This window comes from Blautia sp. BCRC 81119 (assembly GCF_003184505.1).
Classification (GTDB): Bacteria; Bacillota; Clostridia; order Lachnospirales; family Lachnospiraceae; genus Blautia_A; species Blautia_A fusiformis.
Genome location: NZ_QJHD01000014.1, coordinates 23,035 through 47,510, shown reverse-complemented (window position 1 = coordinate 47,510; position 24,476 = coordinate 23,035). Strand labels below are relative to the sequence as shown.

The 24,476-nt window shown below is 45.1% G+C and carries 24 protein-coding genes; 18 read left to right on the top strand and 6 right to left on the bottom strand.

What is annotated here, in order from left to right; all coding sequences use genetic code 11:
• From rplI to DMI82_RS10130, 3 genes are all read left to right on the top strand, one after another.
• The gene (gene rplI, locus DMI82_RS10140; RefSeq protein WP_015527184.1) at positions 1-447 is read left to right on the top strand and encodes a 50S ribosomal protein L9; all 447 of its coding nucleotides are present in this window, start codon (positions 1-3) and stop codon (positions 445-447) included.
• A 3-nt stretch (positions 448-450) separates the two neighbouring features.
• A complete protein-coding gene (gene dnaB / locus DMI82_RS10135; RefSeq protein WP_015527183.1) occupies positions 451-1,779 on the top strand; it encodes a replicative DNA helicase in 1,329 nt (442 codons plus the stop codon).
• A 226-nt stretch (positions 1,780-2,005) separates the two neighbouring features.
• A complete protein-coding gene (locus DMI82_RS10130) occupies positions 2,006-2,575 on the top strand; it encodes a MerR family transcriptional regulator (RefSeq protein ID WP_110103215.1) in 570 nt (189 codons plus the stop codon).
• A gap of 46 nt (positions 2,576-2,621) precedes the next feature.
• Here the strand turns inward: DMI82_RS10130 and DMI82_RS10125 are convergent, their stop codons facing one another.
• The gene (locus DMI82_RS10125; RefSeq protein ID WP_015527180.1) at positions 2,622-2,792 is read right to left on the bottom strand and encodes a DUF362 domain-containing protein; all 171 of its coding nucleotides are present in this window, start codon (positions 2,790-2,792) and stop codon (positions 2,622-2,624) included.
• 208 nt (positions 2,793-3,000) lie between these two features.
• Here DMI82_RS10125 and DMI82_RS10120 point away from each other — a divergent pair, with 208 nt between their 5' ends.
• Positions 3,001-3,201 (top strand): DUF1858 domain-containing protein, encoded by a 201-nt coding sequence (locus tag DMI82_RS10120; RefSeq protein ID WP_015527179.1) that lies wholly within the window; start codon positions 3,001-3,003, stop codon positions 3,199-3,201.
• Between the two features lie 106 nt (positions 3,202-3,307).
• On the opposite strand, the gene DMI82_RS10115 is transcribed toward DMI82_RS10120, so the two are convergent.
• Positions 3,308-4,075, bottom strand: coding sequence for an adaptor protein MecA (locus DMI82_RS10115; protein WP_110103214.1), 768 nt, complete (start codon positions 4,073-4,075; stop codon positions 3,308-3,310).
• Between the two features lie 359 nt (positions 4,076-4,434).
• On the opposite strand from DMI82_RS10115, the gene DMI82_RS10110 reads away from it, so the two are divergent.
• The 10 genes from DMI82_RS10110 to DMI82_RS10065 all read left to right on the top strand — a co-directional run bounded on the left by DMI82_RS10110 (position 4,435) and on the right by DMI82_RS10065 (position 15,136).
• Positions 4,435-4,704 carry a hypothetical protein gene (locus DMI82_RS10110; protein ID WP_021651392.1) on the top strand — a complete coding sequence of 90 codons (270 nt, stop codon included), beginning with the start codon at positions 4,435-4,437 and terminating at the stop codon, positions 4,702-4,704.
• Between the two features lie 185 nt (positions 4,705-4,889).
• Entirely contained in the window at positions 4,890-6,539 is a 1,650-nt protein-coding gene (locus DMI82_RS10105) for a glycosyl hydrolase family 18 protein (protein WP_110103213.1), read from the top strand.
• An 85-nt stretch (positions 6,540-6,624) separates the two neighbouring features.
• A complete protein-coding gene (locus DMI82_RS10100) occupies positions 6,625-7,344 on the top strand; it encodes an N-acetylmuramoyl-L-alanine amidase (protein ID WP_242981828.1) in 720 nt (239 codons plus the stop codon).
• Positions 7,345-7,413: 69 nt separating this feature from the next.
• Positions 7,414-9,411: a hypothetical protein gene (locus tag DMI82_RS10095; protein WP_110103212.1), complete on the top strand. Its 1,998-nt coding sequence runs from the start codon at positions 7,414-7,416 to the stop codon at positions 9,409-9,411.
• Complete coding sequence (locus DMI82_RS10090) at positions 9,401-10,111, top strand: glycosyltransferase family 2 protein (RefSeq protein ID WP_110103211.1); 711 nt, start codon at positions 9,401-9,403, stop codon at positions 10,109-10,111. The genes DMI82_RS10095 and DMI82_RS10090 overlap by 11 nt, the downstream gene beginning before the upstream one ends.
• An 18-nt stretch (positions 10,112-10,129) precedes the next feature.
• Complete coding sequence (locus DMI82_RS10085) at positions 10,130-12,388, top strand: DUF2298 domain-containing protein (RefSeq protein ID WP_110103210.1); 2,259 nt, start codon at positions 10,130-10,132, stop codon at positions 12,386-12,388.
• 128 nt (positions 12,389-12,516) lie between these two features.
• Positions 12,517-13,098, top strand: a complete 582-nt coding sequence (locus tag DMI82_RS10080) for an HD domain-containing protein (RefSeq protein WP_110103209.1) — start codon at positions 12,517-12,519, stop codon at positions 13,096-13,098.
• A 12-nt stretch (positions 13,099-13,110) separates the two neighbouring features.
• The gene (locus DMI82_RS10075; RefSeq protein WP_110103247.1) at positions 13,111-14,193 is read left to right on the top strand and encodes an L-threonylcarbamoyladenylate synthase; all 1,083 of its coding nucleotides are present in this window, start codon (positions 13,111-13,113) and stop codon (positions 14,191-14,193) included.
• On the top strand, positions 14,174-14,602 hold the full coding sequence (gene rpiB / locus DMI82_RS10070; RefSeq protein ID WP_015527166.1) for a ribose 5-phosphate isomerase B: 429 nt from the start codon (positions 14,174-14,176) through the stop codon (positions 14,600-14,602). Before DMI82_RS10075 ends, rpiB begins: the two co-directional genes overlap by 20 nt.
• A gap of 39 nt (positions 14,603-14,641) precedes the next feature.
• Complete coding sequence (locus DMI82_RS10065) at positions 14,642-15,136, top strand: deoxycytidylate deaminase (protein ID WP_015527165.1); 495 nt, start codon at positions 14,642-14,644, stop codon at positions 15,134-15,136.
• A gap of 86 nt (positions 15,137-15,222) precedes the next feature.
• Here DMI82_RS10065 and DMI82_RS10060 read toward each other — a convergent pair whose 3' ends face one another.
• Both DMI82_RS10060 and DMI82_RS10055 read right to left on the bottom strand, forming a co-directional pair.
• On the bottom strand, positions 15,223-17,907 hold the full coding sequence (locus tag DMI82_RS10060) for a sensor histidine kinase (protein ID WP_110103208.1): 2,685 nt from the start codon (positions 17,905-17,907) through the stop codon (positions 15,223-15,225).
• Positions 17,908-17,949: 42 nt separating this feature from the next.
• Positions 17,950-18,651, bottom strand: a complete 702-nt coding sequence (locus tag DMI82_RS10055; RefSeq protein ID WP_110103207.1) for a response regulator transcription factor — start codon at positions 18,649-18,651, stop codon at positions 17,950-17,952.
• Positions 18,652-18,879: 228 nt separating this feature from the next.
• Here DMI82_RS10055 and DMI82_RS10050 point away from each other — a divergent pair, with 228 nt between their 5' ends.
• Positions 18,880-19,815, top strand: coding sequence for a radical SAM protein (locus DMI82_RS10050; protein WP_227573884.1), 936 nt, complete (start codon positions 18,880-18,882; stop codon positions 19,813-19,815).
• Between the two features lie 337 nt (positions 19,816-20,152).
• Here DMI82_RS10050 and DMI82_RS10045 read toward each other — a convergent pair whose 3' ends face one another.
• Positions 20,153-21,592, bottom strand: a complete 1,440-nt coding sequence (locus tag DMI82_RS10045; RefSeq protein WP_110103206.1) for a TrkH family potassium uptake protein — start codon at positions 21,590-21,592, stop codon at positions 20,153-20,155.
• Between the two features lie 12 nt (positions 21,593-21,604).
• Positions 21,605-22,963: a Trk system potassium transporter TrkA gene (gene trkA / locus DMI82_RS10040; RefSeq protein ID WP_110103205.1), complete on the bottom strand. Its 1,359-nt coding sequence runs from the start codon at positions 22,961-22,963 to the stop codon at positions 21,605-21,607.
• A gap of 243 nt (positions 22,964-23,206) precedes the next feature.
• On the opposite strand from trkA, the gene DMI82_RS10035 reads away from it, so the two are divergent.
• The 3 genes from DMI82_RS10035 to DMI82_RS10025 are packed head-to-tail and all read left to right on the top strand — an operon-like array spanning position 23,207 to position 24,357.
• Positions 23,207-23,452: a spore coat associated protein CotJA gene (locus DMI82_RS10035; RefSeq protein WP_110103204.1), complete on the top strand. Its 246-nt coding sequence runs from the start codon at positions 23,207-23,209 to the stop codon at positions 23,450-23,452.
• On the top strand, positions 23,452-23,730 hold the full coding sequence (locus DMI82_RS10030) for a spore coat protein CotJB (RefSeq protein WP_110103245.1): 279 nt from the start codon (positions 23,452-23,454) through the stop codon (positions 23,728-23,730). Before DMI82_RS10035 ends, DMI82_RS10030 begins: the two co-directional genes overlap by 1 nt.
• Positions 23,731-23,733: 3 nt before the next feature.
• Positions 23,734-24,357 carry a manganese catalase family protein gene (locus tag DMI82_RS10025; RefSeq protein ID WP_015527157.1) on the top strand — a complete coding sequence of 208 codons (624 nt, stop codon included), beginning with the start codon at positions 23,734-23,736 and terminating at the stop codon, positions 24,355-24,357.
• The last annotated feature ends 119 nt before the right edge of the window (positions 24,358-24,476 follow it).

The following is a 24,476-nucleotide window of genomic DNA, read 5'->3' as shown; positions in this document are numbered from 1 at the left end:
ATGAAAGTAATTCTTCTGGAAGATGTTAAATCCCTGGGTAAAAAGGGACAGATCGTAAATGTAAGTGACGGATATGCAAGAAACATGATCCTGCCAAAAAAGCTTGGTGTTGAAGCTACATCCAAGAATCTCAATGACCTGAAACTCCGTAAAGCAAATGAAGAAAAGGTTGCACAGGAAAACCTGGACGCTGCCAAGGCATTTGCAGAGGAGCTTTCCACAAAGGAGGTTATCCTTACTCTGAAGGTAGGTGAAGGCGGAAGAACATTCGGTTCTGTATCCTCAAAAGAAATCTCAGAGGCAGCCAAAAAACAGCTGAATCTTGATATCGATAAGAAAAAGCTCCAGCTGGAGAATCCAATCCGTAACCTGGGTGTTACCAATGTTCCGGTACGACTTCATCCGAAGGTAACCGGAAGTCTCAAAGTCTGGGTAAAAGAGGCGTAATCAATGGAAGAAGCACTGATCAAGAGGATTCTGCCTCACAGTATTGAGGCAGAGCAGTCAGTGATCGGATCCATGATCCTGGATCGTGATGCGATCCTGGTGGCTTCCGAAATCCTGACCAGTGATGATTTTTATCAAAAACAATACGGCATTATTTTTGATGCCATGGTGGAACTCTGTAATGAAGGACAGCCGGTAGATCTGATCACTCTGCAGAATCGTCTCAAGGAGAAGGAACTTCCGCCGGACATCAGCAGTATGGAATATGTCCGTGATTTGATCGCAGCAGTTCCTACATCAGCCAATGTGAAATACTATGCCAATATCGTAAGTGAAAAGGCAGTTCTCCGTCGGCTGATCCGGACTACGGAAGAAGTTGCAAATGCCTGTTATCTGGAAAAGGACAGTACGGAAACCATACTTGAGGAATCCGAGAAAAAGCTGTTTAATATTTTACAGAGAACAAATGGCAGCGATTATGTGCCGATCCAGCAGGTTGTGTTGAATGCAGTCAGCAATATTGAGAAGGCTTCCAAGCTGAAGGGCTCCGTTACCGGGATTCCGACCGGATTTGTGGATCTGGATTATAAGACTTCCGGTATGCACGCGTCTGATCTTGTACTGATCGCAGCTCGACCTTCCATGGGAAAAACTGCCTTTGTATTGAATATTGCCCAGTATATGGCGTTTCGTAAAGATGTGACCGTGGCTATTTTCAGTCTGGAGATGTCCAAGGAGCAGTTGGTAAACCGTCTTCTTGCTATGGAATCTCACGTGGATTCCCAGAATCTCCGTACCGGAAATCTGAAAGATGAGGACTGGACGAAGCTGGTAGAAGGAGCGGATATTATCGGTGGCTCCAATCTTATTATTGATGATACACCTGGAATTTCCATTGCGGAGCTTCGTTCCAAATGCAGAAAATATAAGCTTGAGCATAATCTGGGGATCATCATGATCGATTATCTTCAGCTGATGAGCGGAAGTGGAAAATCGGATTCCAGGCAGCAGGAAATTTCAGATATTTCACGATCACTGAAAGCGTTGGCTAGAGAGATCGATGTACCGGTAATTGCGTTATCACAGCTTAGCCGTGCAGTGGAACAGAGACCGGATCACAGACCAATGCTTTCGGATCTTCGAGAGTCCGGAGCTATTGAGCAGGATGCGGATGTGGTCATGTTTATTTATCGAGATGATTATTATCACAAAGATACCGAGAAGAAAGACATTGCAGAAATTATCATAGCCAAACAGAGAAACGGTCCTATCGGAACTGTGGAGCTGGTATGGCTGCCAAGATATACCCAGTTTGTAAATATGAAAAAATAGAGCCGTGCAGACGGTAAATGAAAGGCTGTCAGGATGGAAGCTTATAGTTATCCTGATGGCCTTTTGTATTTTTGTCAGTGTGATAGTGGAGTTCGGGATGCTATGGATATAGGCAAAGAGTCATATTTTGTAAAATTATGTCAACCGATTAATCTTGCTATTTCCTGATCTCAGGGGTTATACTGTAGACAGCAGCAGTGAATCTCTATATAAGGGGGCGTTCACAATGGAAAAAAGATATACAGTCAGACAGGCCGTAACACTGACCGGAGTGAAATCTTATGTCCTGCGTTACTGGGAGGAAGAACTGGAGCTTCGGATCGGACGCAATGAACTGGGACATCGCTATTATACACCGTTTGATATCCAGCTTTTTCTTAAAATAAATGAGCTGAAAAGTAAGGGACTTCAGTTGAAAGCAATCCGTACACTGATCCCACCGGAGGTAAGAAAGACAGATACACCGGATTTTTCAGAATCTGATATCAGGATTCTGGAGGGAGAAGCTGTTGAGCTTGAAGATACCCCAATGAAAAATACGGGATCTGAAAAGGAGTTCATGGAAAAAGCGGAATTCGGGAATACAGAGAAGTGCGGAGCAGATAACGATAAGATACTGGAGTTTCAGGAAATCATGGAACGCCTGATCCGTGAGGAAATGCAGAGAAAGAAAGAAGGAGAGTACCGGTGTCGTTCTCTGGATGAAGCGATCCGCAGGCAGCAGCAGGCAAGAAGAGAAGCGGCAGCTTCCTGTGAGGGAAAAAAGAATAAAAGAAACAGAAAAGGCTGCCGGTAAACCGGCAGCCTCATTCATTATAGCAGCTTATCAAGCTGATGGTGCATTACTCAGCAGAGATAGCACCAACTGGACAGGCCTCAGCGCATGTTCCGCAGTCAACACAAGCGTCTGCGTCGATTACATAATGCTCGTCTCCCTGAGAAATAGCCTCGTTCGGGCACTCACCCTCACATGTTCCACAGCTAACGCATTCGTCAGAAATTACATATGCCATAATTGATATCCTCCTTTTAAATTGTGTATTGTATGTATCCCCTACCAGGGATTCTATCCCCATTCTAATATATCTGCATAAAGAATACAAGTATAAATTTATAAACAAAACTGAAAATTCATAACCCGTTGATTCCATTCCGGATTCGTATTATAATAGCAGAACGGAATGAAAATATTTCGATAAAACAGTAAAGGAGAATACAATCATGGCAAAAGTTACAAAGAGCATGCTGATCGGAGAACTGCTCACTGTAGACCCGAATATCGCACCGATCCTGATGAGAGCAGGAATGCATTGTCTTGGCTGCCCGTCTTCACAGATGGAATCTCTGGAGGAAGCAGCAATGGTCCATGGCCTGGATGCAGATGTCCTCGTAGCTCAGATCAATGATTTTCTTGGTGAGTAATAAACAGAAGCTTTTTTGCTAAAACAAAAGGACCGCTGTCGGGAAATGCAGATCATATGGATCGCATTCCGACAGCGGTTTGTTTGTCTGCAGGATATCTGGTTTGTCAGATATTCAGAAGTTTCTGAAGTGCATGATCAGCGATCAGTGCACAGTGCTCTCTGAAGTAGGCTTCACCGGCTGGTGTGAATGCGCGGCCGATGCCATACTCGGAAAGGATATTGCAGACCTTGTTAAATTCTTCAGGTGTACAGTCTGACTGATGAAGAACCAGCTGATAGACACCGTCTTCTCCTTCACGATAGAGAGTATTATCACCGGTAAAGAAACCATTCATACCATGAGCTGCGGCAATAACATCATCCAGCTCCGGGAAAGAGTACAGGCGTATAAGCTTTACAGAACTCTCAGCTGGCTGCTGTGATGCATCCGGAGTTTCTGTTTCCTGAGAGGTGGAAGTTTCTGCCCTTTTTTCTTCCGGTTTCTGTGAAAAATCCTTAAGTTTGGATTCACAGAGCTTCTGGAAGATATCGATGATATTGTCAGCGCCATCGATCTCTACGGTATCGGAAGGCTTGTTGCCCTTGAAGGGGGCAAATTTGGAAAAACGTGTATCCAGTTCTTCAGGATCTTCCACTTTAGTGATAATGAGGATAACACTTTCGGCATTGACAGGAATAGCCTCGATCATCAGAGGAATATTATCTGCTTCAAAACCAAACTGTATCTGTGCCTGCTGCATCATATCACGAAAGAGACGTTTGGCTTTCTCGGTACCGTATGCAAGTTCACTGATACGGATCTGATGACTGTCCAGATCTTCTTTCGTCAGGGTACAGCGGATCTGATTTTCATTGATTTTTTCTATTTTCATATGATCACATCCTATAGGTGAATAAATTAATCTTTTACATACTGTATTATATAACAGTTATACACAAGATGTAAAGATGCAGAAACCTGAGAAAAAAAGAAAATTTCCTATTCTCTTATAAAAGACTTGCATCTGAAGGGAAATCAGGTATAATGAAAATCAGAAAAGCTGTCTCATCCCAGAAGCAAGAAGACAGTAACGATAACTTAAAGTCATATTTTTCTGAAGATAAGGATTCTGTGTGAAATTCATCGGCGAGTCTGTCGGTACACAGATAAATTTTCCCCATTTTATTATTTATATTTTATTACAAGTATCATCCTAACAGGGAAGTTGCAGCTTTTCGAGAACCATTGCTGGTGTTTTCTGAAAATCTAACCAGGAAAGGAGGTCGGGATACGCCAAATATATCACAGGAAAAAAAGAAATCCGCAAAACCCCTTCGAAGGGAACTGGAGCTTTATCGTGAGAACGGAGTTTCTCTTTATCTCAATGGAGCACCAAGCACTCCGAAAAAAATCGCAAAAGCCTGTCAGATTGCGGAAAACGGGGTCTATATGCGGGATTATACGGAAGATGAAGACGGCCATATCGCCTGTGTAAGCTTTGATCTTATTCGTAAAGAATGACCGTACATAAGAAAAAACGGTTCCCCGGATAACGATCATCCCCTGCACTCGTGCATACCATGCGGGGAACCGAAATTCTAAAGAAATTGTGAAAAATTATTAAAAGTCGATTTTTATAACGAAATGTAGACAAGATATGTTATAATGAAACAAATTATGACATTTTATACCGAAAGGAAAAAAATATGACAAAAAAACACATACCGATCCTTGTGGTAGGTCTGCTGATCGTTCTGGTCGTTCTTGCCGGAGGGGCTGTTTACGGGATCAATAAGGTTATACCAAGCAGGAAACAGATGAATCTGACAGAATACTACGGACAGAATGCAGACGGTGAGGCTGCGTTGATACTTGGAACTGAGAAACTGGAGGAGAAGGCACTTATCTCAGGAGAAGATGTATATCTTCCGCTGGATGTAGTGAACGGATATTTGAATCAGAGATATTACTGGGACAGTGAAAACAAGAAGATCTTGTATGCAACACCATCCAGTCTCACAGAGGAACCGGCTTCAGATAAGGCAGACGGAAACGTGTGGCTGAAGGATGACACGGTTTATCTGAAACTGGATTATGTAAAAGAGTATACAGATATCGATTCTTATATAGGGCAGGATCCTGCAAGGGTTGCGATACAGTACAAATTTACCAATGTGGAGACCGTGACCACAAAGAAGGATACAGTGATCCGCTACCGGGGCGGGATCAAGGCGCCGATTCTTTCCAAACTGGCGAAGAATACAGTTCTCCGTCTGATGAATGAAGGTGAGGACTGGGATCAGGTGGCAACCGATGACGGTTACATCGGTTATGTTCAGAAGAAAAAAGTAAGTGCCGTGGATACAACGGATTATGAAAGGGATTTTAAGACAGAGTCCTATACATATCTTACCATGGATGAGCCGGTGAACCTGGCATGGCACCAGGTTACCAGCACAGACGCAAACAGCTATTTCGCAGATGCGGTACAGAATATGACAGGCGTGAATGTGATCTCTCCGACCTGGTTTTCTGTAACGGATAACTCCGGAAATATTTCTAGTCTTGCATCTGGGGAGTATGTGATGCAGGCACATGAAAAAGGACTGAAGGTATGGGGACTGGTGGATAATTTTAATGAGAACATGAGTACCACAGAAGTTCTTTCAAAAACCAGTTCAAGGCAGAATCTGGAGAATCAGCTGATCACTTATGCACTGAAAGCAGGACTGGATGGAATCAATGTTGATTTTGAATCTTTGAGCGAAGAAGCAGGAATCCATTTCCTTCAGTTTTTAAGAGAACTTTCTATCCAGTGCCACGCCAATAACCTGGTGCTTTCGGTAGATAATCCGGTTCCGGAAGATTTTACCAGTCATTATGACCGTGCGGAACAGGGCAAGGTTGTAGATTATGTGATCATTATGGGCTATGATGAGCATTACGTAGGCTCCGACGCAGGTTCCGTGGCATCTCTGCCATGGGTAGAACAGGGGGTTAAGGATACGCTTTCAGAAGTAGCAGCTCAACGGACGATCCTTGCGATCCCGTTCTACACAAGGCTCTGGAAGATTACAGATGGCGGTGCACTGACAAGTGAGGCCATCGGTATGGATCAGGCACAGCAGACGATCGGTGATAACGGAGCAGAAACGTACTGGGACAAAAAGACAAGTCAGAATTACGGAACCTATGAAGGGGACGGTGCTACATACCAGATCTGGCTGGAGGACTCTAAGTCTATTGCGGAAAAGGTTAAACTGATCAAAAAATACAAACTGGCAGGTGTGGCAGAGTGGAAGCTTGGGTTCGAGAACAGCGGAATCTGGAGCGTGATCACAGAAAACCTGTCATAAACAGAAGAAAACATTGTGATCTTCACAATGCTAAAAACACTCCCGGCAACATATATTAAAATAAATATGCCGGGGGTGTTTTGCGTTGAAAAAACATTTCATAGAATTGGCAATGGCAGTTCTTATGCTGGTCTGTTTTTATATTCTGTCATGGGAAGCGGCAGAAACTGCAGGCAGACTTATAGATGTATCCGGAAATATAAAAGCAGATCAGGTGATCCTGGTGGATGCCGGCCATGGCGGTATGGATTCCGGAATGGTGGGAATCGGTGGACTGAAGGAAAAAGGGATCAATCTGGATATTGCCATGAAACTTAAAGGGATTCTGGAAAAAAAAGGCCTTGCCGTAGTGATGACCCGGGAAGAAGATAAAGGTCTTTATGAAAATGGTACAAAAAATATGAAAGCACAGGATCTGCAGAATCGTATTGAACAGATCCGGAAATATGAACCGGTGCTTTCTGTGAGTATCCATCAGAACAGCTACAGTGATCCCGGAGTAAAAGGTCCACAGGTATTTTATTATGAAGATTCGGAAAGCGGAAAAGCACTGGCACTTGCGATCCAGGAAAACATGAACCGGAAGCTTTCCATTGTACGGCCCCGGGTGGCAAAAGGAAACAGGACTTATTATCTTCTGAAGCGAAGTCCATGTGTGATCAATATCGTAGAATGTGGATTTCTTACAAATCCGGAGGAAGCTTCCTTGCTTCAGACAGAGAAGTATCAGTGCAAAGTAGCAGAGGCTGTGGCCGATGGAATCGTTACATATCTGGAAAAACAGAAGGAAAACGAAAAAAATTGAAAAAAATGTGAATAGCCTTTTCATAGGAAGGTGATTCTGCTATACTTTACGTGAATTAAGGAGAATCCTATGCTTGGAATCATTTATCTTATATTATGTATGTTAACAGGACTGGAAATGGCAGGATGTCTGTTTCCGCGTCAAACAACTGAAAGAGGAAACAGGATATGGGTGGTCCTGCCGGCAGCATTTGGAATAGGGATCCTGATGCTGACCTGGGCAGTCTATATTCTTTCCTGGATGTTCAGCATATGCGCGGGGGTAGAGCATCCTCTTTTTTATGGAAATCTGATCGTATTTCTGGTGGATATCCTGCTGCTTTCGGGAATCTTCCGGTGGAAAAAGAAAAAACAGAAAAAAAATCTTGTGATATCCGAACGGATGATCAGCAGAAAATGGATCCTGAAAAAAGAGCTTCTGCTTTTTGGCATTCTGACGGTCTTTGTGACCTGGATGATGTTTTACGTTTTTTACATGAAAGACGGCATTCTGTACTCCGGTTTTTCTGTATATGGAGATTATGCACCCCACACGGCAATGATGCGATCTTTTTCCAGAGGAAATAATTTTCCAACCCAGTATCCGCATTATGGCGGGCAGGATGTGAAATATCATTTTATGTTCCAGTTCCTTGTGGGAAATCTGGAGTATTTGGGCTTTCGTCTTGATCTGGGATATAATCTGGTAAGCATCCTGTCTCTGGTGGGATTTCTTATGGTGCTTTACGGGATCAGCTACCGGATGTTTAAAAGCTTCTGGGCAGGGGCAGCTGCCATTGTTTTCTTTTTTTTCCGCAGCGGAACAGCGTTCTGGCGTTATCTGTGGGAACATCTTCAGGCGGGGGATCTTGTACGGACTCTGGAAGAAAATACGGCGTTTATCGGTTATACCACCAATGAAAATTGGGGATTATGGAATTTCAATGTATATCTGAACCAGCGTCATCTGGCCTTCGGTCTTCTGATGGCAGCTGTAGCGGTATGGACCTTTATAGATTGGGTGGAAGCCGGATGCAGTCACAAGGAACAGGGCTTTTTGTGGATCCGTAACCGCTTTTTTACAAAAGAAGCCTGGATCTGCAGAAATGAGGGTACGGCGATCCTTCTGGGTCTGTTTCTGGGATTAACTGCCTTCTGGAACGGAGCTGCGCTGATCGGCGGTCTTCTGATCCTTGCCGGACTGGCAGTTTTTTCTGACGGTAAGCTGGATTATATGATCTGTGCCGGACTGGCGGTACTTTTTTCGGAACTGCAGTCGAAGATCTTTGTGTCGGGAAGTGTTATGAGTCCATCCTTTTACTGGGGATTTCTGGCAGACAATAAAAGCATTTCCGGTGTACTCTGGTATCTGGTGGAGATCAGTGGATTTTTCTTTGTGGGAATGATCGTGGCAGCAGTATTTCTGAAAAGAAGTCAGCGGGCAGTGCTGATGGGCTGTTTGCTACCAATGGTATTTGCATTTCTGGTATCGCTGACTCCGGACATCAATGTCAACCATAAATATGTGATGATCTCCTACGCATTTGTGACAGTGTTCTGGGGATGGAGCGTTAGATGTGTTTTCCTTGAGGGAAAAAAAGGCTGGAAGAAATGGACTGGTCGCGCAGTGGCAGCCGTCCTTTGTATCTGCCTTAGTGCAACCGGAATCTACGATTACGTGATCATCTTAAGAGACAACGATTCCGCACACAGGATGACTGTAAATATGGAAAGCAGCCTGACGGACTGGCTCAGTGCGAATCTTAAGAAAAATGACCTTCTGCTGACGCCGGAATATACCATGAATGAGGTCACTATGTCCGGTGCCATGCTGTATTGCGGATGGCCTTATTATGCATGGTCTGCAGGGTACGATACGAGCTATCGTGCCGGCCAGGCAGTGCTCATGTATACCACGGATGATCCGGAGGTACTGAAAGCTGCCGTAAAGCAGGAAAAGATCACATATATCCTGTTTGAGGAGGATATGGAATTTGAACAGCAGGAATGTCATGAGGATATCATCAGGGAGACATATCCACTGGTGTATACCTCAGAGGATGGGAGAATAAGAATCTATGAAACATGACAGCTTATATATCATTATGCCGGCATATAATGAAGAAAGAAATATCGGGACCGTGATCGAGCAATGGTATCCGGTAGTGGAGAAGATCGGCGGGGACAGCCGCCTGGTGATCCTGAATGATGGCAGCAAAGATGCTACCTACAAAAAAATACAGAACTATCAGAAAAAGTATGACCGTCTTATAGGAATCGATAAACCGAATGAAGGGCATGGAGGAACAATACTCAGAGGATATCGTTACGCAGTGGAAAAAGATGCTGATTATATTTTTCAGACGGATTCAGACGGGCAGACACTTCCTGAGGAATTCTGGCAGTTCTGGGAAAAACGTCAAAAGTGCGGGCTTCTTATCGGTTACCGGCAGAAGAGAGAGGATGGGTTCTCCAGGATTTTTGTGACAAGAATACTGCGGCTTGTGCTTTTTCTTATTTTTGGAACCTGGGTAAAAGATGCAAATACGCCATATCGGCTGATGGAGGGAAAACAGCTCGCCAAAGTACTGAAGCGTATCCCAGACGGATTTTTCCTTTCCAATGTGCTGATGACTGTGATCTATGAAAAACATCATCTTTATGTGGAATATATCCCCATCACATTCCGACCGAGACAGGCCGGAAAAAACTCTATCAACATGAAACGGATCATAAAGATCGGAAGACAGGCATTTGCGGACTTTATCCGTCTGCGGGGCAGGATCTGATACAGGAGGGACAGAAGGATGAAAAAAAAGATCAGAGAATTATTTCCGGAGTTGACTGCAGCAGTGATCCTGACAGTACTTTCAGCGTATCTCCTGGGAGGAGATGTATGGACATTCTGGACGTGGTGGCTGCTTGCACTGTTTATGGGAATGGTGGCAATGCCGGTCACAGGAAGGCTTTTCGGAGGCTTTGAAGACCGGGGCTGGCTTTTTTCAAAGATACTTGCCATTGCGGTTACCGGATTTCTCACCTGGCTTCTGGTAGCGGTGGAAATTCTTCCTTTTACAGCAGCAGTGTGTGTAGGAGTATCTGTGGCTGTTGGCATTTTGTGTGCTGTACTTTTTCATGTTCAGCTGAAGCATGGGATTGAATGCTATCCGTCAGGAAAGATCCGGTTGGTCTTTCGGGAGGAGCTTTTGTTTTTTGGGATTTTTCTGCTCTGGACTTATCTGGCTGGATTCCGGCCGCAGGCATACGGAACAGAGAAATTTATGGATTATGGCTTCATGGAGGCCATGATGCGGAGCAAAACTCTTCCTGCACGTGATCTCTGGTATTCTCAGGGAACCATCAATTATTACTATGGCGGGCAGTATTTCGCAGTATTTCTTACGAAGCTTACAGGAAGCAGAGTGGAAGTGACTTATAATCTGATGCGTACCTTTGTGGCAGCGTTTGCCTTTGTGTATCCGTTTTCGCTGGTCCGTCAGATGACGAAGGACAGGCTGTATGGACGGCTGGATGGAAAGAAGAAATATCTTCCGTCACTGGCAGGAATTACTGCAGGTATTGCAGTATCTATTGCAGGAAATGTACATTATATCGTCTATCGTTGTGTATTACCGCTGATTCGGAAGATGCAGGGGGCGGCAGAAGCAGCCAGCTACTGGTTCCCGGATGCAACACGTTACATAGGGTATAATCCGGTGAATGACAGTGATAAGACCATACATGAATTTCCATGCTATTCGTTTGTCCTGGGGGATCTTCATGCCCATGTGGTAAATGTGATGTTTGTGACATTTTTGGCAGGAATGCTCTATGCATGGCTGAAAATGATCCGAAAAAGAGGGCCTGAGCCTGAAAAACAGGAACGCAGTGTTTTTTGGCTGAGACAGCTTCTGATGCCGCATATCCTTCTGGCGTCAGTTTTTCTTGGCATGTTCCAGTGGACCAATTACTGGGATTTTGTGATCTATTTTGTAGTGACCGGCGGCGTTGTCCTGATCGCAAATATCATACGATTTGAGGGAAAGATAATCAGGATCCTGGCAGTGACGATCGTACAGGCAGTGGAGATCATAGGGCTCTCTTATCTGGTGATCCTGCCCTTTACATTGAAATTTGATACGATGGTACAGGGAGTGGCACTGGCACAGCATCATTCGCTGTGGTATCAGCTTCTGATCCTTTGGGGGCTTCCGGTGCTCCTTACTGTTTTGCTGATCCTGTCTGTTATCACAGAAAAAATGAGGGGACTGAAGCACAAAAGCCTTTACAGGCTGCTGGAGGCGCTCACAGTTCCGGATCTTTTTGCAGTGATCATGGGCTTATGTGCTATCGGACTGGTTCTGATCCCGGAGCTTGTATATGTACGGGATATTTATGAAAATGGAAATGCCAGAGCCAATACCATGTTCAAGCTGACGTATCAGGCATATATCCTTTTCGGAATGACAATGGGATATGGGATTTATCGTATGCTGGTGGTATCCAGACAGAAAATCATCCGGATCCTTTCAGGTGTGGGGCTTTTTGTACTGCTCTGGACCGTGGGCTATTTCGGAAATTCCGTACATTCCTGGTTTGGGGATGTCTGGAAGGTTTCGGAGTATCAGGGACTGGATGCAACTACATTTCTTGAGCAGGATTTTCCTCAGGATGCGTCGGCGATCCGCTGGCTGAAGCAGAATATCAAGGGCTCTCCTGTGGTGCTCGAGGCTAACGGGGACAGCTATACCGGATATGAGAGAGTTTCTGCATCTACGGGGCTTCCGACCGTACTGGGATGGTATGTGCATGAATGGCTCTGGAGAAATAATGTACCTGATCTCAATGAAAAAAGTGCGGACATCCAGACTATTTATACTTCCACAGATACAGAGACGGTAAAAAAACTGATCAGCCGTTATGATATTTCTTATATCTTTGTAGGAGAACGGGAAAAAGAAAAATATGGAACAGAGCTTAATGACAGAGTTCTTCAGAGTCTGGGAAGCATTGTCTTTGAAGATGATATGTCAGGAACCTACATTGTGAAAGTGGAGCAGGATTGACATTTTTTCCATAATAACGCTATAATATAACTATTATGTGACTGGTACAGATATGTTCTGAGAGATTTCTGCTGAGCAGTATGCAGAAAAAGCAACAGTTGCGGGATGGCAGCAGAGAGGAGGATATTATGAACAGAATCGACAGACTTTATATGGAAATGATCCATTATTATCAGGGGGATCCGAAACATATCCAGCATTTTGTGAAGGTGCATGATCTTTCAAGGCTGATCGGCCAGGGTGAGGGTCTGGACGAAGACACGATGTATGTTCTGGAAGCTGCGGCTCTCGTCCATGATATCGGGATCAAAGTCGGTATGGAAAAATACGGACGCTCTGATGGAAAAACGCAGGAAGCAGAAGGCCCGGCAGCTGCCAGAGAGATGCTTACCGCACTGGGATTTCAAGAGAGGGTGATCCGCAGAGTGGAATATCTGGTAGGACATCATCATACCTATAAGGATATTGATGGGCTGGATTATCAGATCCTTGTGGAAGCTGATTTTCTGGTTAATTATTTTGAAGATGGACTGGATAAAGAACATATAAAGAAAAGTGCAGAGAAGATCTTTAAAACAGAAACAGGTAAAAAAATAGTAAAAGACATGTTTTTCCCGGAGACTTTTCAGAAATCCGAAACCTGGGCACAGGATGCCCTTCAGGACCTGGAGGATTTTATTGAAGAGCAGGGGATTTATATCAGACAGTAAATGGAGCGTAAAATGAAAGCAGAAATAGCAGTTATGACAGCGGAGAATATAGACAGAAAGGCAATTGCCCGAGGTGGCGAGATCCTGAAAAACGGCGGGCTTGTGGCATTTCCCACAGAGACTGTATACGGTCTTGGAGGAAACGCCCTGGATCCGAAAGCATCGATGAAGATCTATGCAGCCAAGGGAAGACCTTCGGACAATCCGCTGATCGTACATATCGCAGATATCCGTGACCTGGATAAGATCGTTACGGAGGTTCCTGAAAAAGCCAGAGTACTGGCTGAGAAGTACTGGCCGGGTCCGCTGACAATGATCCTTCCCAAAGCAGATATCGTGCCAAAGGAAACAACCGGAGGACTGGACAGTGTGGCAGTACGTTTTCCAAGTGACCGTATCGCACAGGAGCTGATCCTTGCGGCTGGCGGATATGTGGCAGCGCCAAGTGCCAATACTTCCGGAAGACCAAGTCCTACGACAGCGGGGCATGTGGCAGAGGATCTGGGAGAAGCCATTGATATGATCATTGATGGAGGACAGGTAAACATCGGTCTGGAATCTACTATCGTAGATTTTACAGAAGACATACCGGTAGTCCTGCGGCCGGGATATATTTCCCTGGAAATGCTCCGGGAAACACTTGGAGATGTAAGGATGGATAAGGGGCTGATCAAACCGGACAGCAAGGTCCATCCAAAAGCACCGGGAATGAAATATCGTCATTATGCACCAAAGGCAGATCTTGCCATTGTGGAGGGATCCACAGAGGGTGTGATCGCGGAGATCGAAAAAAGAGCCGGAGAGGCTGAGGATAAGGGACTGACTGTGGGGATCATCGCAACAGATGAAACAAAAGGCCGATATTCACATGGAATCGTAAAGAGTATCGGAAGCCGGGCGCAGGAAGACACGATCGCGCATCATCTGTACGAGGTCCTGCGTGATTTTGACAGCTGTAATGTAAGTGCCATTTATTCAGAGGCATTTTTTACACCAAGAATGGGACAGGCGATCATGAACCGCTTATTGAAAGCGGCTGGTCATAAAATTATCAATGTTGAGGAGGAGAAAGAAAATGATAGCACTGGGATGTGATCATGGCGGCTATGAGCTGATGCAGGAGGTAAAGAAGCATCTGGAAGAGAGAGGACTGGAGTACAAAGATTTTGGATGCAATGGTCCGGAATCTGTAGACTATCCTGTTTATGGAAAGAAAGTAGCACAGGCGATCGTGGACGGTGAGTGTGAGAAAGGTATCCTGATCTGCGGAACAGGTATCGGAATTTCCATCACTGCTAATAAATTTAAGGGAATCCGTGCTGCACTTTGTACAGATTGCTTTACTGCAGAGGCAACAAGACTTCATAACGATGCCAACATTCTGGCCATGGGCGGTCGTGTAGTAGGACCGGGACTTGCTCTGAAGATCGTGGATACATTCCTGGATACACCATTTTCCGGGGATGAGCGTCATATCAGAAGAATCAACATGATCGAGGATTGATCGATCAGTAAGAAACCAATAGAAAAAAGAGGATTCTGTATGGATAAAAAAGGACAGAAACGACAGGGATATCTTTCCTGGGATGAGTATTTTATGGGGGTTGCCATGCTTTCCGGCATGCGTTCCAAAGATCCTCATTCACAGGTTGGTGCCTGTATCGTAAGTGAAGATAACAAGATCCTGTCAATGGGGTACAATGGATTTCCAAAGGGATGTTCCGATGATGAGTTTCCCTGGGGAAGAGAAGGAGATCCGCTGGATACCAAATATCTTTATGTGACACACAGTGAGCTCAATGCCATCCTGAATTACCGGGGAGGAAGTTTGGAAGGTGCCAAGCTTTATGTGTCCCTGTTTCCCTGCAACGAATGCGCCAAGGCTATTATCCAGGCAGGGATCAGGACTATTGTATATGACTGTGATAAATATGCAGATACTCCGTCTGTGATCGCATCCAAAAAAATGCTGGATGCAGCCGGAGTCCGGTATTATAAATATAACCGGACAGACCGTGAGATCACCATTAAAGTGTAAAAGAGAACAAAAATAAGAGAAAAACAGCAGCTTGGCCCCTGATCCATCATAGCATCAGGGCTTCAGCTGCTGTTTTTTATGAATGGTTAAGAAGGTGTTTCGGAATGAAGATCTTCCGGTGAGGATAAGGCTGTGGGAGAGATCTTCTGTGGAAAACTTAAGCAGACTTTGAAAAGGTCACCGTCCAGATAAAGTTTAAAGGTGCCACCTTGAAGCTGGGTAAGGCTCTGTGCGATGGATAATCCAAGTCCGCTGCCTTCTGTATTTCTGGCAACATCGCCGCGGATGAAACGTTCGGTCAGTTCTTCAGCCGGAATGTTCAGAGGCTGTGCGGAAATATTTTTCAGGGTAAAGATGACTTGATCTTTTTCCAGAAGAACTTCCGCATAGACCCTTGTGTTCTCCATGGCATATTTCAGAATATTGCCGAAAAGATTTTCAAGGATACGCCACATCCGTCTGCCATCGGCATAGATCATGGCAGGAGAATCAGGCAGATGTGTCATCAGGGTCAGATGTCTGTTTTCCATCCGTTCTTCGAATTCACCCATCACCTGGTAAAACATTTCCACAAAGTTCAGTTCCGTCATTTCCAGAGAAAGATTTCCGCTACTGGCTTTGGAAGCTTCCACTACATCTTCGGTCAGACTTTTCAGACGATGTGCCTTTGAGTCCAGGATCTCAAGATATTTCAGTGCTTCCGGATCTTTGAGGTTCAGCCTTTTCAGCAAATCAATGTAATTGATGATGGAAGTCAGCGGCGTTTTCAGATCATGGGAGACATTGGTGATCAATTCGGTTTTCATACGCTCATCTTTGAGGCTTTTTTCCACGGCAGCGTCCAGCCCGTCACCAATGCGGTTGATATACTGTGCCATTGCCTTCTGATCACCACGGAGTTCCTTTTCCGGGATCTTGTAAGTGAGCTCTCCATCGGTGATCCGTTTCAGACCATCAAGGAGGAGTTCCCGCCCAAGAGCAATTTTGTAGACGCAGAAAAGCGCGCCCAGATCCAGAAGAAATAGAAGCAAAAACATCAGGAACCATCCATCAGATGCCGCGAGCAGGGCACTGAAGAAAAATTCAAGAAATAGAAATACGCCAAGTCCCACTACCATACGTATTCTGCTGATGGTATTCCTGGAGAAAAAATCAATCAGCTTACCGGCTTTACAAAGACACAGACGGGGAAGCTTCAGGCATTTGCGAAGCAGGCTGTTTTTCCACAGGGTGCGAGCTTTGATCCTGCGGATCAGGCTTAAATAGCCGATCCAGAACAGGCACGTGATCAGGAAAATCGTGATACCCAGGATGATCAGGGAGGAGACAAGGTTATAGGTGGAAGCTTGCATGCTCAGTCCTGCGGTCAATACACCAAGTGCCGGGATACACACGAGTCCTGCTGCTGCTTCCGTATAGATCCTGTCAAAAAAGTTCAGTTCTGGCTGAGCAGTGTCTGTATTACCGCTATCGGAATTTCTTCTTCCGGTGTGGACAGTAAGCCAGATAAAATCTATGATAAAGAGCAGAAAACTGATCGCGGTGATCACAGCAGCCGGGATAAATAAAGTATGGTAAGTCAGGAAATGCTGTCTGTCAGTTTTAATGGAATCCTGTACAGGAAGACTGGTATCATCGATCCAGGCAAGAAAACTGCAGTTTTCATCGTATGTGGAGTTTCGAAGGAGATCGATCCAGTTTCCTACAGAAGGGGTTGCAGCAGCGGAAAGGTTCAGGTTCATAAGACCATTCCGGGCATTTTTTTCATCTGTGGCAGCTTCGTTGACACTTAGAAACACGTAAGGCTTTTTGTCTGAAAAACCGGAAATATCAGTCAGGTCGGAAGTATAGGCTGCATCTGTATTTGTGAAGATTTTCTGTGAGGTGTTATCCGTATAGGCATAATGGATATTGGAATTATCACTGCTGTACTCCTCCAGTGTCTGAGCAGCTTCTGTCCAGCTGGAAAAAAGATCCCGGGCATTATCCAGCTGCTCAAAGGCATCGTTCAGGTTCCCTTTGAAATTCCTGGTTTTGGATGAAGTGGAATTCATGTAATCCAGGAGACTGTCGTAACCTTCCGGTGCACAGGGGATTTCAAGGATTGGAGTGAGCATATCTGCCACATCTGTGTAAACTACGTTTCCGTTTTTGTCTGTGATGTTTTTCAGAGGTTCCTGTGACTGGATGCCGCCGTCTGCATATTCGGCGCTCAGAGAGGAAAGAATCCGCTCAGTCCAGTCTTTCTGGGAAATTCCCTCGTATTTCAGGGCACCGGAGTTGGCATTTAGCTGCAGGGTTCCGTCTTCCAGAGCTTTTTTGAAATCAGAATAGTACATATATTTTGTTTCACCCTCCGGGGTGGTAAGGCCCAGGACGATCCAGTTATCATTGGAATGGATCGTCTGTGAACTCCATTCCTTAAGATCATTGAAGGAATAAGCCAGTCCGGAGGTGTTTTTGAAGGAGAGAGAATCTCCGTTATAAAGCTCTCCGAGATCAATGTATGCATCTTCGCTTGTTTTATCCAGGATTTCCCTGGCTGAGATCCCGGACAGGATTGTGGAAATTTTTGAGTAAAAGCTGTCAGCAAAAGCAGAAGTCTGGAAATAATCCTTTGTTTTAAGATCTTCTGCAGAGTCTATCCGGATACCTGCCTGGATCACCAGTGCCGCTGAAAAGACCATGATCACAGGCAGGATAAGAGCAAGGACAAGAGCAGGAATGCGCATAAATGAACGTTTTTTTCCCGTATGTTTATTTTTATTCATAATACCCCTTTCTGAAGTACAGATACTTCATGGCCGGCTGGCTCACCGGCTCAGTTTTTCGATTTTATAACCCAGGCCCCAGACAACTTTCAGATAGCGGGGATCCCTGGGATTGATCTCAATCTTTTCGCGAATGTGACGGACGTGGACGGCTACAGTGTTATCCGCGGCCAGAGCATCTTCATTCCAGATGCTCTCGTAGATCTGCGTGGTGGAAAAAACACGTCCGGGATTTTTCATGAGAAGAAGCAGGATATTATATTCGATGGGCGTCATCCGTACCGCTTCTCCATCTACCAGCACCTCTTTTTTGTCATCGTTTACCGTAAGACCTCCGGTTGTGTAGATGTGTTCCGATGATGCCGGTGCAGCGGAGCCAAGCTGTGTGTACCGGCGCAGCTGGGATTTTACCCTGGCGATCAGCTCCAGAGGATTGAAGGGTTTGGTGATATAGTCATCTGCACCGATGTTGAGGCCCAGGATTTTGTCCGTGTCTTCAGATTTTGCGGACAGGATGATGATGGGCAGAGGATTGCTTTCCCGGATCCTGACTGTTGCCCGGATTCCGTCGAGACGGGGCATCATCACATCGATGATCAGCAGATCTACAGTTTCGCTGTTCAGGATATCCAGCGCTTCCTGTCCGTCATAGGCTTTCAGAATGCAATAGCCTTCCTGTGTAAGATAGATTTCGATAGCTTCCACGATGTCTTTGTCGTCATCGCAAACAAGTATGTTAGCCACTTTTTTGTACCTCCCTGATGTTGTTAGAATAGCAGTCGGAAATTAAGACGAAAGGGGTAAATTCTTAAGATTTCATGAAATCCATTGTACTATATTAAGGATATAGTGTAAACAGAGAAAGACTTGTTGGCAGCAGACGTGATGTGCTAAACTAGTAGAGAAAATAACGATAATAGAAGAAAGATCAGGAGAAAAGTGAAAGTGGAGAATGAAAATAAAATCAGCAGTATGGCAGGGAGCGCACACTGTACGGAAGAAATTATGTCAGCTTGTGCTCTTTGTCCAAGAGAATGCCTGGCAGACCGGGGTGCAGGGAAAAAAGGCTTCTGTGGCATGGATGAGAGAATTTATCTGGCAAGGGCTGCACTTCACATGTGGGAGGAACCCTGTATCTCCGGAACAAAAGGTTCCGGGGCAGTGTTCTTTTCCGGGTGCGGACTGCGCTGCTGTTTCTGCCAGAATCATGATATTGCCATCGGGAGCAGGGGACGGGCTGTAAGTGTGGAACGGCTTGGAGAGATTTTTCTGGAACTGAAGGAAAAAGGAGCTGCAAACATCAATCTGGTAACAGGTGCACACTATGTACCACAGATCATAGAGGCACTGGATATGGCCCGAAGGAATGGTCTGGATATTCCGGTGGTGTATAATTCCAGTGGGTATGAAAAAACAGAAACCCTGAAGCTTCTGGAAGGATATGTGGACATTTATCTTCCGGATCTGAAATATCTGGATCCGGAGCTTGCACAGAAATTTTCTTATGCGCCGGATTATGTGCAGGCTGCAAAGGCTGCAATCGGAGAGATGGTGCGTCAGACCGGGAAATGTGAGTTTGGAGAGGATGGATACATCCGGAAGGGAACCATTGTCCGGCATCTGATCCTGCCGGGACATACAGGAAATTCCATAAAAGCTCTGAGGTATCTTCATGAAACCTATGGGGAGGATATTTATATCAGTATTATGAATCAGTATACGCCGGTGAGAAAATTTGTGGAATTTAAGGAATTAAACCGGAAAGTTACAAAAAGAGAGTATGAAAAAGTTCTGGATGCTGCTGTGGATATGGGGATTCAGAATGGATTTATCCAGGAAGGAGAAACTGCTTCAGAAAGCTTTATTCCTGATTTCGATTATGAGGGAGTGGAAAAAAATACTCCGTAAATGGAAGGAGGCCGGTACTTTCGTACCGGCGCGTATGAAAAAGAAAAATATTATAGAAAGTTCATCACCTTCTATGACCTATAATATACAGCAAAAATGTGAAGAAAGTGTGTCTAACATTTGAAATAAATGTGAAAAGAACAATTTATGCCACGAATATAGCAAAATATGACGAATATATACATGAATAAATGAGAGACGGAATGTTAACCGAACCAGGGAAAGCCTCTGCTTCAATTGCGAAAAGCAATAAGCAGCAGGCAGGAGCGTGCCTGTATCAGGAGAAAAAAATCGGAGAAGCTGATGATAACATATCAGTTCTCCGATTTTTATTTTATCAGAATTTCTTCCAGGTTTCACGAAGAAAAAGGATCAGGATCGGAAATAGCTCCAGTCGGCCGGCCAGCATATCAAAAGAAAGGACCAGCTTGGACAGCGGAGAAAAGATCCCGAAGTTTCCGGTAGGACCGATCAGGGAAAGACCGGGACCTACATTGTTTAAAGTGGTGACTACGGCTGTGAAATTTGTTACAAGATCAAATTCATCAAAACTGATGATGAAGATAGATGCAGCCACAATCATCAGATAAACGATCATATAAATATTGGTGGCACGCATAACTTCGTGAGACACCGCTTTTCCGTCCATTTTGATCTTTTTTACTGCGTTGGGGTGCAGATAAAGATGCAGTTCCTTGCGAACAGATTTTGCAAGAAGCAGAAGACGGGAAATCTTGATTCCGCCGCCTGTACTGCCGGCACAGGCACCACAGAAGGTAAGCAGTACCAGAATCGTTCTGGATACTGCAGGCCACTGGTTATAATCCGTAGTGGCATAACCGGTGGTAGTGATAATAGAACCAACCTGGAAAAATGCCTGCTGAAGTGCTTCCCACACATTGTCAAACAGATGTCGGACGTTGAGTGTGATCATCAGGGCAGAAGCGATGATCACAAAGAAGTAGCAACGGACCTCTTCAGATTTCAATGCCTGAGAAAACTTCCTGGTGAGAAGAAGAAAATAGACATTGAAGTTAACGCCAAACAGGATCATAAAGATGGTGATGACGATCTGAACATATAAGCTGTAGCTTCCCATACTGTCGGATTTGATTCCGAACCCACCGGTTCCGGCAGTTCCAAATGCTGCACAGAGACTGTCGTAAAGAGGTATCCCTCCAAGAAGCAGAAGGATGATCAGTGCAACAGTGAGCGCAATGTAGATCTTGTACAGGATCTTGGCAGTTGACTGGACTTTTGGAAGAAGCTTTCCTACGGAAGGACCGGGGCTTTCTGCCTTCATAAGGTTCATATGATAGCCACCTGAAAGGGGCAGTAGTGTCAGGATAAATACCAGAACCCCCATACCACCGATCCAGTGGGAAAAGCATCTCCAGATGTTGATGCAGTAAGGCATCTGTGTTGGATCAGAAAGGATACTGGAACCGGTTGTGGTAAAACCGGAAACGATCTCAAAAAAAGCATCGATCGGATCGGGGATAGCTCCGCTGAGTACAAAAGGCACAGCGCCGACAATACTGAGAACGATCCAGCTTAAGGCAGTGGTAACAAGACCTTCACGGGCGTAGAATGCTTTTTTGGAGGGCTTGCGGCTGACCAGAGGAACACCGATAGCCAGACATGCCAGGATCGTGATCAGGAAGGCAATACCGGATTTTTCGCGGTAGATAAGGGCAGTGATGCCGGGAACCAGCATACAGACAGCCTCCACATTCATGATCCATCCCAGGATATAAATAATAATCGAATAATTCATTTGTCAGTACCTCTATTTTTCCAGTATATCTGTGATGTCGCGAAGCCCCTTGTGAGTGGTTACGATGATCACGGTATCTCCCACCTGGATCATATCCTGACCACGGGGAATGCGGATGCGGCCGTTGCGGTTCAGGCATCCCACCAGAAGATTTTTGCGGAGATTCAACTCTGCAAGAGGGATATAAGTTACGGCAGATTCCTCACGGATCGCAAATTCCAGTGCTTCTGCATTGCCATCCAGAATATGATAAAGAGTTTCTACATTGCTGCCGATGCTGTTCTGAGTGGCGCGGACATACTGCAGGATATAATCAGCAGTGATATTTTTCGGGTAGATGACACTTCCGATATCCAGGGAGTCGATGACATCATCAAATTCCAGACGGTTGACCTTGGCAACCAGCTTGGCATCGGAGATGCTTTTGGCAAAGAGGGCAAGAAATACATTCTCTTCATCCAGATTTGTCAGAGTGACAAAAGATTCGGACTCGGAAAGTCCTTCTTCGAGAAGAAGAGAACGGTTTGTTCCATCACCATTGATGATAGTCGCATCCGGAAGCAGTTCGCTTAAGTGCTCGCAGCGATTTTTGTTCTGCTCGATGATCTTGACATCGATCTTCATATCGAGAAGTGCATGGGCAAGATAGTATGAAATGGTTCCGCCACCTACGATGATACAGTTTTTGACCTGATTGGTCTTGAGACCGATCTTACGGAAAAATGCCGCTGCATTAAGCGGAGAGGCCAGAATGGAAACCATATCTCCGTCGTGTATAATGTGATCACCACCAGGAATGGATACATTGTCACGGCTCTCGATCGCGCAGACCAGAATATCACTTCGGAAAGCATCTGAGATCTGGGAAACGCTCATTCCGTCCAGCTTGAATTCCGGGAGAACTTTAAACTTGAGAAGTTCTACACGACCACGTGCAAAGGTGTCAATCTTGATCGCAGATGGAAAACGGAGAAGCCGTGAAATTTCCTGGGCAGCAGCAAACTCCGGGTTAATGATCATGGTAACACCAAGACGTTCTTTGATGAATCCGATTTCTTTTTCATAAATGGGATTACGGACGCGGGCGATAGTCTGGCAGTGGTTGGCCTTCTGCGCGATCAGACAGCAGAGAAGGTTCAGCTCGTCAGAAGCGGTAACTGCGATCAGGATATCTGCAGTATCAACACCTGCCTCCATTAAAGTATTGATGCTGGCACCATTACCGACGATTCCCATAGCGTCGATATTTTCGCAGAGATCATTGATCTTGTCGGCAATAACGTCGACAAGAGTGATATCAATATCCTCTGCCTGAAGCTGCTCTGCAAGATTTCTACCGACTTTTCCGCAGCCTACAATAATTACCTGCATAATTTCCTCCTTCAATAGCCGGTCAGGCTACAAATCATAAGTAAAAGCGCCCATCCGTGTAAAGATAGGCAAGGATATTATAGCACTGTATATCTGATTTTTAAACAGTAATATTTTCCTGTATATATAGAAAAAAATGGCAGAAAGACAGATATATGTGAAGGAAAGTGAACATTCCCGTTTTCACAAGTTTAAAAAACGGTCATAAAATATAGCGTGATCATGAATGAAAGGATTTCGATTATGGACCGATTTCAGATGAATCGTTCGGGCTGCCGGCCATATCAGTATACCTGTGGGATGAATAGCGGGATGGCAGGCCGGACGGATCAATCATTTTCTGATATGGCAAAACAGGTTCCTGCAATGGCGTATGTGCCATATCAGGAATTTGCGCCTACCTTTGAACTGAAAAAAGCTCTTCAGGTCGGAACTATCTTCCCTGAGCTTTGCAAGCCGTTCTGCGGCAGGAGAGGAGGGTGCCGATGATGTCCGGAAATTGTACTTCAAAAAAAGAACTGCTGCAGTTTATTGACCAGGTAAGCTTTGCCATTGACGATCTTCTCCTTTTTCTGGATACGCATCCAAAAGAAAAAAGGGCTCTTGAATATTACAGTGAGCTTTCAGCCAGAAGAAATGAGCTCCTGGAAAAATATGCAAAGTTTTATGGACCGCTGACCATTGATACCGGAAACGACAGCAATCTTAAGTCATGGCAGTGGATGGAACAGCCGTTTCCATGGGAACAGGAAGGAGGGTGCAGATAAGGTATGTGGAATTATGAAAAAAGACTCCAGTATCCTGTAAATATCAAGACGCCCAATGCAAAGCTGGCACAGTTTATATCCAGCCAGTATGGCGGACCGGACGGAGAAATAGGAGCTTCCATGCGGTATCTTTCCCAGCGTTTTACCGCACCGAACCGGATGGTCGCGGCTGTGCTCAATGATGTGGGAACAGAAGAACTGGCACATTTGGAAATCGTGTCCACCATTGTCCATCAGCTGACAAAGGATCTCTCGATGGAAGAAATTGAGAACAGCGGACTTGGGCCGTATTATATTGACCACACGGTGGGAATCTGGCCGCAGGCTGCAGGTGGAGTTCCGTTTAATGCATGCGAATTCCAGAGTAAGGGTGATCCGATCACGGATCTGTTTGAAGATCTGGCAGCAGAACAGAAGGCACGCTCCACCTACGATAATATCCTCCGGGTGGTGAAAAACATCCCGGAAGTTGCAGATCCCATACGTTTCCTTCGGGCAAGAGAGGTGGTTCATTTCCAGCGCTTCGGTGAAGCATTGCGTTCTGTGCAGGAGCAGCTGGATGCTAAAAATTTCTATGCCTTTAATCCGAGCTTTGATGCTCCGTGCAAAGCCTCCTGTGAAGAATGATGGATCAGAGAAAAACATCTGTCTGACAGGAATCATATCTGAAATAAAAAGAGCTGCACAGCCGACAGTGATCCTGCGGCTGTGCAGCTTTGAATTTGTTTTTTGGGAAAAAATATTTG